12 protein-coding genes are annotated in these 14,990 nt (G+C 63.1%); 3 read left to right on the top strand and 9 right to left on the bottom strand.

Annotated features, from left to right (window positions below; genetic code table 11):
• Positions 1–14: 14 nt before the first annotated feature.
• Positions 15–2,171 carry a CoA transferase gene (locus RQH62_RS06930; RefSeq protein WP_311268018.1) on the bottom strand — a complete coding sequence of 719 codons (2,157 nt, stop codon included), beginning with the start codon at positions 2,169–2,171 and terminating at the stop codon, positions 15–17.
• A 16-nt stretch (positions 2,172–2,187) separates the two neighbouring features.
• Positions 2,188–3,366 (bottom strand): acyl-CoA dehydrogenase family protein, encoded by a 1,179-nt coding sequence (locus tag RQH62_RS06925; protein ID WP_311268016.1) that lies wholly within the window; start codon positions 3,364–3,366, stop codon positions 2,188–2,190.
• A gap of 153 nt (positions 3,367–3,519) precedes the next feature.
• Here RQH62_RS06925 and RQH62_RS06920 point away from each other — a divergent pair, with 153 nt between their 5' ends.
• The 3 genes from RQH62_RS06920 to RQH62_RS06910 are packed head-to-tail and all read left to right on the top strand — an operon-like array spanning position 3,520 to position 6,354.
• Positions 3,520–4,734, top strand: coding sequence for an acyl-CoA dehydrogenase family protein (locus RQH62_RS06920; RefSeq protein ID WP_311268014.1), 1,215 nt, complete (start codon positions 3,520–3,522; stop codon positions 4,732–4,734).
• 32 nt (positions 4,735–4,766) lie between these two features.
• Positions 4,767–5,204, top strand: coding sequence for an OB-fold domain-containing protein (locus RQH62_RS06915; RefSeq protein WP_311268013.1), 438 nt, complete (start codon positions 4,767–4,769; stop codon positions 5,202–5,204).
• A gap of 13 nt (positions 5,205–5,217) precedes the next feature.
• Entirely contained in the window at positions 5,218–6,354 is a 1,137-nt protein-coding gene (locus RQH62_RS06910) for a thiolase family protein (protein ID WP_311268012.1), read from the top strand.
• A 143-nt stretch (positions 6,355–6,497) separates the two neighbouring features.
• Here RQH62_RS06910 and RQH62_RS06905 read toward each other — a convergent pair whose 3' ends face one another.
• From RQH62_RS06905 to RQH62_RS06875, 7 genes are all read right to left on the bottom strand, one after another.
• Entirely contained in the window at positions 6,498–7,265 is a 768-nt protein-coding gene (locus RQH62_RS06905; protein ID WP_311268011.1) for an enoyl-CoA hydratase-related protein, read from the bottom strand.
• Between the two features lie 74 nt (positions 7,266–7,339).
• On the bottom strand, positions 7,340–8,182 hold the full coding sequence (locus RQH62_RS06900; protein WP_311268010.1) for an SDR family oxidoreductase: 843 nt from the start codon (positions 8,180–8,182) through the stop codon (positions 7,340–7,342).
• 109 nt (positions 8,183–8,291) lie between these two features.
• The gene (locus RQH62_RS06895) at positions 8,292–11,777 is read right to left on the bottom strand and encodes an indolepyruvate ferredoxin oxidoreductase family protein (protein ID WP_311268009.1); all 3,486 of its coding nucleotides are present in this window, start codon (positions 11,775–11,777) and stop codon (positions 8,292–8,294) included.
• Positions 11,774–12,787: an amidohydrolase family protein gene (locus tag RQH62_RS06890; RefSeq protein ID WP_311268008.1), complete on the bottom strand. Its 1,014-nt coding sequence runs from the start codon at positions 12,785–12,787 to the stop codon at positions 11,774–11,776. Before RQH62_RS06890 ends, RQH62_RS06895 begins: the two co-directional genes overlap by 4 nt.
• Positions 12,775–13,563 carry an SDR family NAD(P)-dependent oxidoreductase gene (locus RQH62_RS06885; RefSeq protein ID WP_311268007.1) on the bottom strand — a complete coding sequence of 263 codons (789 nt, stop codon included), beginning with the start codon at positions 13,561–13,563 and terminating at the stop codon, positions 12,775–12,777. Before RQH62_RS06885 ends, RQH62_RS06890 begins: the two co-directional genes overlap by 13 nt.
• A 2-nt stretch (positions 13,564–13,565) precedes the next feature.
• Positions 13,566–14,477 carry a VOC family protein gene (locus RQH62_RS06880; protein ID WP_311268006.1) on the bottom strand — a complete coding sequence of 304 codons (912 nt, stop codon included), beginning with the start codon at positions 14,475–14,477 and terminating at the stop codon, positions 13,566–13,568.
• 17 nt (positions 14,478–14,494) lie between these two features.
• Positions 14,495–14,983 (bottom strand): aromatic-ring-hydroxylating dioxygenase subunit beta, encoded by a 489-nt coding sequence (locus RQH62_RS06875; RefSeq protein WP_311268005.1) that lies wholly within the window; start codon positions 14,981–14,983, stop codon positions 14,495–14,497.
• Positions 14,984–14,990 lie beyond the last annotated feature (7 nt).

The following is a 14,990-nucleotide window of genomic DNA, read 5'->3' as shown; positions in this document are numbered from 1 at the left end:
GTTTATCGTTGTCTTCAGGCTACCGCCTGCGTCGCATAGAGTGTCTCAATCGCTGTCTCATCATAGCCGAGCGACGCCAGCGTCTCGCGCGTGTGCGCGCCCGGCATCGGTGCGGGCAGGTCATTGCCCAGCGCCGAACGAGACAAGGAGAAAGCCGTGCCGATCTCATTGATCTGACCGAAGGCTGCATGTCGCGTGGCACGAACGGTGCCGCGCGCGATCAGATCCGGATCGGTCAATATCTGCTGTTCCTTGCCGTCGCGACATGGCTCGACCCATATACCGTGCGGTTCCAGCGCAACCTTGAGTTGTCCCAGGTCGAGCTTGGCAACCTGCTGGGCGATTAGAGCCTCATCAATCGCTGGCAGGTCGAGCGCGCTCTGAAGCCCCGCCATCGCACGCGCGCCGCGCGCGACGATGGCGACCCAACCATCCGCCGCCCGATACAGGCTTTCAAGCGGGGTATAGCCGCTGAGGCTCGCACTGAGCGACGATACGCCGGCAAAGCTGCCATCAGGGCGCTGGATCAGTTCGGAAAGCGTGTAGATACCGGCGTTGCAGAGCGGCGATTCCAGCGCGACGCTGTTGCCAGTCCGCTCCCGATGAAGCAGTGCCGCCAACAGCGCTATCGACCCGATCATGCCGCCGGCAATGTCGACCAGATTGGTGCGGTTCCAGCGCGGCGCGTTACCGGCCCCAGCGGCCTTCACTTCATGCCCGGTCCAGGCCTGCATTACCATGTCGAACCCGGCCTTGGCGGCGGCAGGGCCGTCATTGCCGAAGGCCGGTGCCTCCAGCGCAATCAAGGACGGATTGATGCTGGACAGGCTCTGAGGATCGACACCCAGCCGGGCGGCAACCCCTGGACGGAAATTGTTCATCACCACATCCGCATCGGCGCAAAGCTGGTGCACGATCTTCAACCCGTCGGCATGTTTCATGTCGATGCCAATCACTCGCTTGGCATGATTGGCGACTGAAAAGGATTTGAAGATCGACCGGTTGGGATCGCCCTGCTTCGCCTCGATCTTGATGACGACGGCACCGAGATCCGCCAGCGCCACGCCAGCCAGCGGCCCCGCAACGAAAGCGCCGCAATCGACAATGCGCAAACCTTCCAGCGGCTTGCGCCCTTTGCGTGCGCGCCTGGCAGCGCCACTAGCCAGCGGAGCCGTCGCGAAGGGCAGTCCGACATGGCGCGTGCCATCTGCATCTCGGACGATGATGTCATTATGCATGACCTGCGGGTCCGACCAGCAGGCGCCGGGGTGCTGCACTTCCTCGGCCGGCAAGCCCCGTTCCCAGATGCGCGCCAGCAGGTCGTCACAATCCTTCTTCGCCACATGGGCGGCGAGCAGGTCATAGTCGCCGAAGAAATCCTTTCGACTGCCACCGGGCTTTGGCATACCGCTGTCGCCCGGCAGGACCGTTGGGTCATCAATCTCCAGCGCCTGATAGAAGCCATATTTCGACCCCGCGCCGCCAATCGCCATATGGATGAAACGATCGTCCCGTGTACGGAAAATCAGCGGCGCCACGCCGCGTGGGATCACGAAATCGGCCATGGGTGTCGGCTTTTCCAGCTTCGCCCAATAGGTACCGATCCAGGGCAATGCACCTTCGAACAGGGAGGTGGTGACGACCTGCCCCTGCCCCGATGCCTCCCGTTCAAACAGGGCGCCGAGCAGACCGATCAGGCCCTGCAACGCCGCGCCATAGCTGCCTGGTTCGAACGCGTTGACGATCGGCCGGTCCGGTTCCTGCTCCCAAACCAGTCCGCTGCGTACCTGTGCCAGCAACTCAGTCGACGGACCGACATAGCGCGTACCCGCAGGGCCGTCGCTGATATCCAGAATCACGAGGCGCGGATGATCAGCAGCCATCATCGCCGCATCACGGCGCGGGGGCAGATCGGGATGGTCCTCGCCCCCCATGATGCAGACGTCCGCCTCAGCCAGCAAGGCGGGCAGCGCATCCGCCGATGCTCGTCTGGCCGCACCGTGCCATATGGCATAAGCAGGATAGATATCGGCAAAGGGATCGCCCCCGTCCGGCTCGACCCGGTGAACCTCCGCCCCCAGTTCCGCCAGCATTTTCGCCGCCAGGGCCGGCGCCATGCCTATCCCCAGATCGACGATTTTCAGCCCTTCGAGCAACCCGCTTGCGCGCATCAGACGTCTCCTTCGATCAGCGCGTGTAGCGGCGGGCCAGCACGTCCTTCATTAGTTCGGTCGCGCCGGCGAAAATCCGCTGGACGCGCGCGGCGGTGAACATGCGGCTAATGGGATGATCGTCCATCCACGCCTGCCCTCCCCAGAGCTGCACGCAATTGTCGAGTGTACGGAACTCCAGCTCGGTCAGCCAAATCTTCGCCATGGAGCTTTCGGCATCGGTGATGGTGTTGGTCGCGACCTTGCGCAGCAGCGAATTGTAGAAGGCGCGGCCGACGCGGATTTCCGTCTCCATCTGCGCGAGAACGAATTGCGTATTCTGAAAGTCGATCAGCCGCTGGCCGAACAGCTTGCGCGTCTGGCAATGTTCGAGCGTCATTTCGAAGGCGCGCTGGGCCGCGCCGATCGAGCGGGCGACGATCTGGAGCCGGTCGAGTGCCATGTTCGGCACGAACATCGCCGCTGCGCCATTTTCCGGGCCGACCAGATTGGTGACTGGCACGCGCACATCGTCGAAGAACAGTTCGCCCGTGTCGCCGCCCTTGTAACCCTGCGTGATCATCCGCTGCTGGGTGAAGCCGGGCGTGCCCTTCTCCACGATGATCATGCTCATGCCCTTGGCTTTCAATTCCGGGGCGGTCTTGCACAGCACATAGGTGACGTCGGCCTTGGCACCGTTGGAGATATAGATCTTGCTGCCGTTGATGACCCATTCGTCGCCATCGCGAACCGCCGTGGTGCGTGCGGCGAAGGCGTCGGAACCCGATTCCGCCTCGGTCATGCCCATCGCCTGCACGCAGTCGCCGGTCAGGATGCGGGGGAAATATGTCTTCTTCTGCTCCTCCGATCCATAGTCGACCAGAAAGTTGGTGCAGATGTCGGTGCCGATGAAGGAACCGGCTGTCGCACCGGCCGGCGAGTAGCCCAGTTCTTCCGCCGCGACCATGATGGAGAAGCGATTCGCGCCGGGGCCGCCATAGCTTTCGGGGATGGTAGCGCCCAAAATGCCATATTCGCCGGCCTTGTTCCAGATTGCCCGGTCGGTGCCATGCGCCTCGAACTCGCGGTAGCGCGGCTCCACCTCCCGCTCGAAATAGGCGCGGACAGTGGTGCGGAACATCTCCATCTCGTCGCCATAGGGGCTTTCCTCGGTATCGAAATTCCGGGGGTCCAGCTTCAGGAAAACACCGCTCATCCTCATCCTCCATAATGGCCGGCCTGATCGACCAGCTTGGTCCGTCGATGGGCGCGCAACTTATTGTCGCTGAGTCCCTCGGCGCTGTTTCGCTATTGTGATGTAGCAGATGATACGCTAGCGCAATATGAAAATCACATGGGAGAGTCCGCGATGGCAAATGAGGATCTGATCCGGCAGGTGGAAGCGTTCATGCTGGAACGGGTAATCCCGACCGAGCAGGAACATCATCACCAGTTGCAGGCGGCGGAGAACCGCTGGACCTATACGCCGATCATGCGTCAATTGCGGGCGGAGGCGAAAGCGCAGTGGCTATGGCTCTTCCCCCTGCCGGTCGAGCTTGGCGGGCGTGGCCTGTCGCTGATGGACTATGCGCCGATCTGCGAGATCATGAACTGGTGCAACCATGGGCCGGAAATCTTCAACTGCTATACTGGCACCATCTCGAACAGCACGGCGATGAACAACCATGCGTCGGAGGCGCTGAAAGAGCGTTACATGAAGCCGTTGATGGCGGGCGAGATTCGGTCCTGCATTTCGATCACGGAGCGTAATGTCCCTTCGTCCGATCCCACCGATCTGAAATTCGATATCCGGCGCGAGGGCGACGATTTTGTGCTGAACGGGGTCAAGAGCTGGGCGACCGGCGGGGCGATGGATGAATGCCGCTTCTTCCTGGTGCTGGGGGCGACGGATGTCAGCGCGCCGCGCCATGCGCGGCATTCCATGGTACTGGTGCCGCGCGAGGCGGAAGGGCTAAGCCTTGGCCGGATCGAGACGGTGATGGGCTATGACGATGCACCGTTCGGCCATTGCGACCTGATCTTCGACAATGTCCGCATCCCCGCCAGCAACCTGATCGGCAAGGAAGGCGAAGGCTTCCTGATGATGCAGTCGACGCTGGGCGTAGGGCGCATCCAGTTGGGCATGGGCGCGATCGGCGCGGCGGAACGCGCGATGATGGAAATGTGTAGTTGGGTCGAAAAGCGCATCATTGGTGGCAAGCCGCTGGTCGAGCGGCAGGTGGTTACCGACGCCATCGCCCGTAGCCGGATCGAGATCGACGCCTGCCGCGCCTTCATCGTGCAAACCGCACGGCGGATGCAGGAGGAAGGCATGAAGGCGGTGCGCGGCGACATCGCGCAACTCAAGGTGATGGCGCCCGAGGTCGCGCTGAAGGTGCTGGACCGGGCGATGCAGTTTCATGGCGGCGCGGGCCTCAGCTACGACACCCCGCTGCCCGAAATGTGGGCGCATATGCGGACAGTGCGGATCGGCGAAGGTGCCGACGAAGTGCATCGCGAAACGATCGCCAAGCTGGAATTGCGCCGACAGGCCGAGTGGCGCGCCGCGCACGGCCGCGCCTGATCCGAAATCCCCTGTCCCATGGAGAGCCTATCATGAGTGTTGTGACGCAAGCGCCGAAGCCGGCCTTCCCCTTCATCATCCTGGACGCGGGCGGCCAGCCCAGCCTGATCGCCCAGAAATGCACGGCCTGCGGGGCCACCTATGCCGATAGTGAGCGGGTGGCATGCGGGCGCTGCGGCGGGCGGGCCGATGTGCTGGAGAGTTTCGTGCCCGCTACCGAAGGCACGCTCCATTCGGCGGTGATCGTGCGGCGCGGTTTTCCCGGTGTCGATGTGCCGTTCATCTCGGCGGTGGTCGATCTGGACGGCGGGCCGACGATCAAGGGGACGTTGCGCAACACCGCCGGGTTCGATCCGGAACATGCCGCGCCCGGCCAGCGGGTGCGGGTGCGGTTCGATGACGCGCTGGGCCGCAAGGACAAGGCGGGCGGCGGCTATATCGCCCATTATTTCGAACCGATCCCGGCCTGAAGGAGCGCCCAGCATGAGTGATATCTATATTGTCGGCATCCATATGATCGACTTTGGCCGCTATCCCAACCGGACGCCGGGCCAGCTTGGCGCGCAGGCGGCGCTAGAGGCGCTGGACGAGGCCGATATCGGAATCAAGGATGTGCAGGCGGTCTTTTCCGGCAGCAATTACACGACGATGATCGGGCAGAAGGTGCTGCAACAGATCGGCCAGACCGGGGTGCAGATCATCAATCTGGTCAATGCCTGCTCGACCGGCGCGTCGGCGGTGCGCATGGCCTATACGGCGATCAAGGCGGGCGAGTTCGACACGGTGTTGTGCGTCGGGGTGGAGCAGATGACCGGCCTTGGCATGCTGGGCGGCGCGGTGCCGGGCGCGATCCCGACCGAGGGGATATTGGGATCGGCGACGATGCCGGCAGTGTTCGGGGAATCGGGCATCGAATATGCTGCGCGTACCGGCGCAACGCAGGCGGATTTTGCGCAGGTGGCGGTCAAGAACCACTATAATGCGACGATGAACCCCAAGGCGTTCCTGCGCAAGGAGACGCCGCTGGACATGGTGCTGGAGGCCGAGACGATCGCCTGGCCGCTGACCAAGCTGATGTGTTCGGTCAATGTCGACGGCGCCGCGGCGGCGGTCGTCATGTCGGAGGAGCAGGTGAAGCGGCGCGGGCTGATGGACCGGGCGATCCGTATCCGCGGGTCGGCGATGGCGTCGGCGCCCTGGCAGGAGCGCGATCCGATCATGCACGACGTCAATGGCCCGACCCGGCTGGCGGCGCAGAAGGCCTATGCCATGGCAGGGGTCGATCCCAAGGATATCGACCTGGTCGAACTGCATGACTGTTTCGCTTCGGTCGAATTGCAGCATTATGAGAATCTGAGCCTGTGCGGCGAGGGCGAAGGGGTGAAGCTGATCCGCGACGGGTCGACCGAACTGACCGGGTCGATCCCGGTCAATGCGTCGGGCGGGCTGCTGTCCAAGGGGCATCCGATCGCCGCGACCGGCATCGCCAACATGTATGAGATCGCGCTGCACCTGCGCGGTCAGGCGGGGGAACGGCAGATCAAGGGCGCGAAGATCGGCATGACCCATGTGGTCGGGCTGGGCACCAGCGCGGCGGTCCATATCCTCGAAAAGGCATGAGTTGGAAGGGCCGGTTTGCCTACAAGCCGGCCCTTAACTTCCCACATTTCCCGCAGATTTTGACATTTAATTGCGCCCGCCTGATCCTATCGAAAAGCGGGACTGCCCTTATAGCATGATATGCTGAAATAGGACAGGAAGGGTCAGTGTCCCGTCCATGTGGGCGACCGTTTCGCCATGAAGGCGGCCATGCCTTCGGTAAAGTCCGCACTGGCCATCACGCGCTGGCGCAGCGCGGTTTCTTCCCGGTCGAGCATGTCGCGGGAGGCGCCATCAAGGGTGCATTGAACGATATGGCGCGAGGCGGCGACGGCCAGCGGGGCGCCCGCCACTATCTGCCAGGCCATGGCCTTCGCGATCGCCAGCACTTGTCCCGCCGGTGCCAGTTCGGAGACGAGGCCCAAGGCATAAGCGCGGGTGGCGTCGATGCGGCTGCTGGTGAGCGCCAGTTGCATGGCGACAGAAGCCGGCAATTTGCGTGCGAGCTGGACAAGGCCCCCGCCCATGGCGGCCGCGCCGACTTTGGGCTCGGGCAGCGCAAAACTGGCGCGCTCATCGGCGACGATGATGTCGCAGGCCAGTGCGATCTCGAACCCGCCGCCCATGGCGAGTCCATTGACGGCGGCGATCACCGGCTTGGTGCGGCTATGATAATGGGTGAGCCCCCCGCCCCCTTCCGGCGGCAATGGGCGATTGGTGCCCGCGACATAGGCCGATATGTCGGAGCCGGCGCAGAAGGCGCGACCGGCGCCGGTCAGGATGGCGATGCGCAGCGTGGTATCTGCTTCGAAATCGCGGAAAATGGCGGCCATCTGCGCGTGGGAGTCCGGGATCAGGGCATTGAGCTTGTCCGGATTGTTCATGGTGACGGTCAGGATTGGGCCGTCCTGTTCGGTCAGGCAGAAATCCATGGAAATGACCTTCAGAGAAAAAGCCGGGCTTCGACAGGCTCAGCCCGAACGGTGCTTGAGGCGCGGGCGGGTTATCAATATTGGCCGGGCGTGCTTAGTTTCGTAGCCGCAGGCTGGACGCCCTGTATGCCACAGCCGGTCCAGGCGATGACGTCGCCGGCCTGATCCATCGCGTCGAGTGGTGGCAGGCCGGCGTCCCATAGCCGCGCCTGAATGCGGCGGCCGTTGATATGGTTCGAGGCGTCGGAGGCGAGGAAGGCCATGGGCGGCCCCATGATTTCGGGCGGCAGCACTGCGTCGCGCGGCAGGCCCATCTCGTCGGTCATCCGCGACCCGCAACCACCGCCGGGGACGAGGACATTGGCGGTCACGCCGCTGCCGGCCAGATCATTGGCCATGATCGCGGTTTCCGCCTCCAACCCCGATTTGGACGCGCCATAGAGCGAACTGCGCAGCATCGTGTCGAGGCTGGTGGTGTTGGCCACGATCCGGCCCCAGCCGCGCTGCTTCATCTGCTCGACCAGCCGGATGGCGAGGATCATCGGCGCGACCGTGTTGATCGCCAGATAGCGTTCGATGATCGCGCGGTCCGATTGCCAGAAGCGATAGGGGTTCGTGAGATAATCCTTCGACACTTCGTTGATGGCGATGCCGGCATTGTTGACGAGGATGTCGATCGTGCCGAAACGATCGAGCGCGACGTCCGAGAGCCGCTCCGCCTCCCCCGCTATGGCAAGGTCGGCGAGGAGGTAATCGACCTTTGCGGCGCCGAGTGCGCGACATTCGGCGGCGGTTTCGATCAGCGTATCTTCGCTGCGGGAGGACAGGATGAGGCTGTGGCCGTCCTTGGCCAACGCATGCGCCATGATACGGCCAAGGCCCCGGCCGCCGCCGGTCAGCAAGATGGTGCGGCTCATGCTTCCTCTCTCCCTTTATTCTTCATTCCCCCGCCCGTTCGCCCTGAGCCTGTCGAAGGGCGGGGCTTCGACAGGCTCAGCCCGAACGGCGTTAGGGGAGACTTCTCAATCAGGCCGCCTGTGCCACCGGGGCATCCAGCGCGGCGACCAGCTTGCCGATTTCTGCTTCATAGAGGGCCACATTGGCATCCTTTACCGGGCCATAGCCCTTCACCATCTCCGGCAGTTCGGCGATGGCGGCGATCTGAGCCTGGGTGCCGGGCGACAGGCGCGGCAGAAGGCTTTCGATCAGCGCCCGATACTCGACCATCAGGCGGCGCTCCATCCGGCGTTCTGCGGTCTTGCCGAAAATATCGAACAGGCCGCCGCGCAGGCCCTTCATCTTCGCCAGCAGCTTGAAGCCGGTGAAGATCCAGGGACCGAACTCGATCTTCTTTGGTTCGCCGCCGGGCTTGGCGGGACGGGCAAGCAGTGGCGGAGCAAGCTGGACCTTCAGCTTGTAATCGCCCTCGAAACTCTGCTCCAGCCGCTCGCGAAACTCCGGCGCGCTATACAAGCGGGCGACCTCATATTCATCCTTGTAGGTCATGAGTTTGGAGAGGTAGCGCGCCACCGCGGTCGTGACCTTCAGGTCGCCGCCAAGGCCCGCCGCCATTTCCGCCGCGCGGACGCGGGCGACCATATCGGCATAATCCTGCGCATAGGCTGCATTTTGATAGTCGGTCAGATGCTTGATGCGGCGGGCGAGCAGGCTGTCGATATCCTGCGACAGCGGTTCCTGCGTCGAATGGATGCCGGTGCGGGCGATATAATCCTGCAACAGCGCCGGATCATGGGCGGCAAGGCGACCCCAGTTGAATATCTGAAGCGTGGACTTCACCTGCGATCCGTTAAGCTTGATCGCTTCCTCGATCGCCGCGATGCCGAGCGGCACGAAACCCTTCTGCACGGCATAGCCCAACATGAACATGTTGGTGGTGATGCTGTCGCCCATCAGCTTGGTCGCGATCTGGGTGGCGTCGATCCCCTCGACATGGTCGCCGACCACGGTGCGCAGCACTTCAAGCTGTTTTTCCGGGCCGAAATTGATCGCATTGTTCGACTGGAACTGGGCGGTGGGGACGACTTCGGTATTGACGATGATCTGCGTGTCGGGGGCGACCATGTCCAGCGTGGCGGGGCTGGTGGTGACGACCATGTCGCAACCGATGACGAGATCAGCCGACTGGTTCCACAGGCGCGGGGCATGGAGTTGCTCGGGCGACGGCGCGATGCGGATATGGCTGAGCACGCCGCCGCCCTTTTGCGCCATGCCGGTCATGTCCATGACCGACGCACCCTTATTATCCAGATGCGCGGCCATGCCGGCGATCGCCGCGACGGTGAGGACGCCGGTGCCGCCGATGCCGGTCAGCAGAATATTGTAGACATCGTCATGGCGAGCCGGCGCCGGGGCCGGAATGGCGCCGAAGACGCTGACCAGTTCCTCGTCGCGGAAGGCCGCGCCGAACTTGCGCGGTTCGCCGCCCAGCACGCTGACGAAGGAGGGACAGAAACCGTCCTGGCAGGAGAAATCCTTGTTGCATTGCGACTGGTCGATCTTGCGCTTGCGGCCGAATTCGGTGTCGACCGGCTGGACAGAGACGCAGTTGGACTTCTTGCTGCAATCGCCGCAGCCTTCGCACACTTCCTGATTGATGAAGACGCGCTTGGGCGGATTGGGGAATTTGCCGCGCTTGCGCCGACGGCGCTTTTCCGCCGCGCAGGTCTGGTCGTAGATGATCGCGGAAACGCCGGGCAGCTTCTGCATTTCGCGCTGCACCTCCTCCAGCTCGCGGCGATGGCGGATGGTGGTGCCTTCGGGCCAGCGAATGTCGGATGGATATTTATCCGGCTCGTCGGTGACGATGACGACGGGCTTCACCCCTTCCCAATAGACCTGATTGGCCATGGATTCGACCGTCAGCGTGCCGTCGACCGGCTGGCCGCCGGTCATGGCGACCGCGTCATTGTAAAGCAGCTTGTAGGTCATGGTTGCGCCGCTGGCGACGGCGGCGCGGATGGCGAGCAGGCCGGAATGGAAATAGGTGCCGTCGCCGATATTCTGGAAGGCGTGGGGCACGTCGATGAACGGGTGGAGACCGGCCCAGAGCATCCCCTCCCCGCCCATCTGCGCGGACCATTCAGTCGGGCGGTCGGGCATGAACATGGCGGAGAGGCCATGGCAGCCGACGCCGGCGAAGGTCAGGCTGCCGTCCACGGTCCGGGTCGATGTGTTGTGCGGGCAGCCGGAGCAGAAGAAGGCGGTGCGCATCAGGCCGGTGGGCTTGATCGCGTGAACCTTCGACTTGGCTTCGCGGATGCGGGCGATGCGGTCTGCGAGCGCTTCGTCGGCCAGCCCCAGCGCCTCGATCCGGGCGATGAGGACGTCGATGGCGAGGTGGACGGTGGTTTCGCCGAAATCGGGGACGAGGCGCGCGCCGCTGGTGTCGGTCTTGCCGGTGATGTCGGGCCGTTCGTCCGCGCGCATGGCGTAGAGGAGGGAAACGAGTTGCTCCTCGATGAAGGCGCTCTTTTCCTCGACCACTAATATTTCGCGATGGCGGCGGGCGAAGGCGGTGGCGCCCTCCGGTTCGATCGGGAAGGTCATGCCAAGCTTGTAGAGGCGGATGCCTAGCGCGCGGGCGCGATGTTCATCGATGCCCAGTTCATTGAGAGCCTCGCGCACGTCGAGATAGGGCTTGCCGGCCGTGACGATGCCGAGTTCGCGGCGGTCGCTGTCGAAGATGATCTTGTCGAAGCCGTTGGCGCGGGCGAAGGCCTGGGCTGCGGGCAGCTTATATTCGACCATGCGCCGCTCGATCGGCAACGGCATGATGTCGCCCTTGGTCTTGTTGAGGCCACCGGGCGGCATGTCGAAATCGGGCAGGACCGGGAGCGAGCGGCTGGGATCGACATCGACGGTGGAGGTGCGCTCGATCGTGTCGGTCACGACCTTGAAGGCGGTATAGACGCCGGCGAAGCGCGACAGGCTCCAGCCGAGCAGGCCGTAATCCAGATATTCCTGCGTGTTGGACGGGTAGAGGATCGGCATCAGCGCCGCCTTCCACACCGGGTCGGAGGAGGTGGCGGTGACGGTGGACTTGCCGCCCGTATCGTCGCCGCCGATCACCAGCACGCCGCCATGCTTGGCGCTGCCTTCCAGATTGGCCTGGCGCATGACTTCGAAACCGCGATCGACGCCCAGATTCTTGGCATACCAGATGGCGAAGATGCCCTGATATTTGGCCTGTTGGTAATAATGCAGCCATTGGGTGCCGCGAATGGAGGTCAGCGCCAGTTCCTCGTTCACGCCGGACTGGAAGCGGATATGATTTTCCTTGAGCAGCGCGGAGGCCGACCAGAGATTGCTGTCGTAGATGCCGAGCGGCGATCCGCGATAGCCGGTGATATAGCCCGCCGTGTTCAGGCCGGCGGCCAGATCGCGCTGGCGCTGCATCATCGGCAGGCGGACGAGCGCCTGATTGGAGGAGATGTAGATCCTCCCTTCATCCTGCGTATATTTGTCGTCGATCTTAACGGCGGTCTTGGTCATGGCATGATGTCCAGCAAGCGGGCGGCATTGCCGCCGAGAATGGCCTTGCGATCGGCGTCGGATAGTCCGGTGGCCGCAAGAAAGCCGGGAAGGTCGGTCTGGCCGATCTCGGTCGGACCATCGCTGCCCGCGATGATCCGGTCCGCGCCGAAGCGGGCGGCGAGATAGGCAAGATTTTCGGGGGAAAAGACGACGCTGTCGTACCAGAAGCGGCGGGCATAGGCGGTTGGCGCTTCCCGGAGCGCGCCCTGCATGGCGGCGGGGAATTTCGACCAGACCAGCTCCATCCGGTCGATGACGGAGCCGATCATGCCGCCGCCATGGGCAAAGACGATCTGGAGGTTGGGGAAGCGGGCGAAGATGTCGGTCGCCATGAAGCCGGCCAGCGCCATCGTCCCTTCATAGGGGATGCCGACGACCGCGCCCATCAGCGCTGGTCCCTCGATCCGATCCAGCCCACCGGGCTTGATGCCGTGGATGAACAGGGGGAGGTTGTGACGTTCGGCTTGTTCCAGCACGGGATGGAAGCGATCGGCGGCGATGGACTGGCCGTTCACATGGCTGCCGAGGAAGAGGCCGGACAGGCCGAGCGCCGCCACCTCCGCGACCTGGCGCACGGCATGATCGGGATCTTGCAAAGCGAGAACGCCCAGCGCCTTCAGCCTGCCGCCCGACCGGGCGACCATGTCCGCGCCAGCGCGGTTGATCGCGTCGGTCAGGATCGCGCCCGCCGCCGGATCGAGCCAGTAGGAGAGGAGTTCAGGCAGCGGCGAGATGACCTGTATGTCGACACCCGCCGCGTCCATGGCGGCGATGCGGCGATCGACATCCCAATAGAGCGGATCGAAATCACGGAACTTGGTGTCGCCGGTGAACATCGTCGCGCCGCCGCCCGCCGCGGGGCGCAGGGATGGCCATGCAGGTTCGGCGATCCCGGCCGGCTTTTGCGGAAAAGCCGGGGGGATGAAATGGGTATGGAAGTCGATCAGCATCGCCTTCACATCATCCACTGCGCGCCGTTGATCGAATGGATCTGGCCATTGACCGCGCCGGCATCGTCGCTCGCGAGGAAGGCGACATAGGCGGCGACCTCCCGCATTTCGGTGAAGCGCTGCGCAGGGATTTCCCGCTTCGCAACGTCGCGCGGATGGACGCTCATCTTATATTTGGCGAGCGTGGCGGGATCGTCCGACATCATCGCCTGCAAATCCTCCGTCAGGACGCCGCCGGGCGACACGACGTTGAAGGTCACACCGTCCTTGGCAAATTCGAAGGCAAGGCCGGTGACCAGCGCATGCACCCCGCCCTTGGCCGCATTGTAGCCGGCATGGCTATAGGTGCCGGTATGGACGGAATCCGCGCCGATATTGATGACCCGGCCATGGTGCCGTTCTATCATGCCGGGCAGGAAAGCGCGGGTACACCAGATGGTCGTCCACAAATTGCGGTCGATCGTCTGGCGTAGCGTTTCGGGCGTATGTTCCAGAAACGGCCGGATGACGCCGCCGCCGGCATTATTCACCAATATGTCGACGCGGCCATGCGCCGCCAGCGCGGCGGCGAGCAGTGCCTGCGCGCCTTCCTCCACGCTGAGGTCGGCGGCATGACTACAAGCCTTTGGCGATCCTGCCGCTTCCAGTTCGGCGCAGAGCGCGCCCAATCCATCGCCATTGATGTCCGACACGGTGAGGGCCGCGCCCTCCTGCGCCAGACGCATGGCGATCGCTTTGCCGATCCCCCGTGCCGCCCCGGTAATGACGGCGATTTTCCCCGATAGTCCCGCCATCGTCAGCCCGTCACCAGACCGGGGAATTTCATGGCATGGATGGTTTCGGGCACCGCATCCCACAGGTCGAGATTGGCCGGATCGGCGGACATGCGACGCGGTTCACGCGCGCCTTCCTCCGGGAATTGTTCCATGCCGAGCGTGTATTCCCAGACGAAATAGTCGGGATCGTAGATATAGAGGTGAATACTGCCCGACGTCGGATGACGACCGATACCGAACTGTATCTGCACATCGAACCGCTTGATCCGGTTGAACAGCTTGCCGATATCGTCAATCTCGTTGACCATGAAGGCCAGGTGATGAAAGGTCGGCCTAGGCGCCGGGAATTGCAATGGCGCAAAGCTGTGATGGTTGGGATTGGGCCATGCGCGCAGTAGTGACGCCTTCCAGCCTTCCAGATAATCGGAGACGAGGAAGCCCATATTTTCGACCATATAGTCGGTCACAGCCTTGCAGTCGGGAATGACGAGGCCGTAATGCTTGCCGCCCTGGAAGTTGGTGAGCCTGTTGGTGCGCGGCACCGTGGTATAGTTCATCCGCGCATAATATTCCCACACCGTGTTCAGCTTGGGCTCGACGATGCGAAAGGCGCGTTCAAGGCCGAGCATATGGGCCTCTTCCTGCGGGATGAGCTGCGGCGCGAGGCCGATGCGCTGATAATGGGCCAGCGCCTTGTCCAGATCCTCTTCGCTTTCCAGTTCCCAGCCCGACCGGACGAAGCCGGGTTTTTCGGCGGGGATCAGCATGATGTCATGATGTGACGAGCCGATGCGGAAGAAGCGCGCGCCATCGTCGCCCTCCCCCGACTGGTCCATGCCAAAGACATCGGTCGCAAAGGCGGTGGATTTTTCAATGTCGGTGACATTGAGAGCGAGATAGCCAAGACGGCGATAACGAAAGTCGACACCCATTTTACTGTTCCTATCCGTCACAGGATGATGGTGAGCCGCCCCTGATTATAGAGGCTGTTGAGATCGAGCGTGCAGCGCTTGTGGCGGATACGCACGCCATCGGCCGTTTCGACCAGCGTGAAGAAGGCTTCGCCCATATAGATGGTGCTGGTATCCTCCTTCGTGCGGAACACGGCGAAGTTGGCGCGCGCTGTCGTCTCGTCGCCCTCCCCGCCCGTCACGCGGACATTGGTAATCATGTGCCGCGTCTTGGACCGGGGATATTCGGCATGCGCCGTCTTCTTGGTCAGGCGTATGGCGCGGCCGCGAATACGGTCGATCCGATCGGAAATGAGAAATAGCGTGTTGCGCGCATCTGCGCCTGCCGGATCTTCGCAGGCCGGCGAAGTCACCTCATACAGCGCATCTTCGGTATATAGGGCTGCCCATTGCTCGGTTTCCCAGGCGTCGAGCAACTCCGCCTCGTAAAACAGAAAATCCTCTACCCCGGCACGATTCATTGTCATTTTTCTC

This window comes from Sphingobium sp. WCS2017Hpa-17 (assembly GCF_031843765.1).
Taxonomy (GTDB): Bacteria; Pseudomonadota; Alphaproteobacteria; order Sphingomonadales; family Sphingomonadaceae; genus Sphingobium.
The sequence above is the reverse complement of the archived record's forward strand: the minus strand, read 5'-3'. Positions and strand labels throughout refer to the sequence as shown.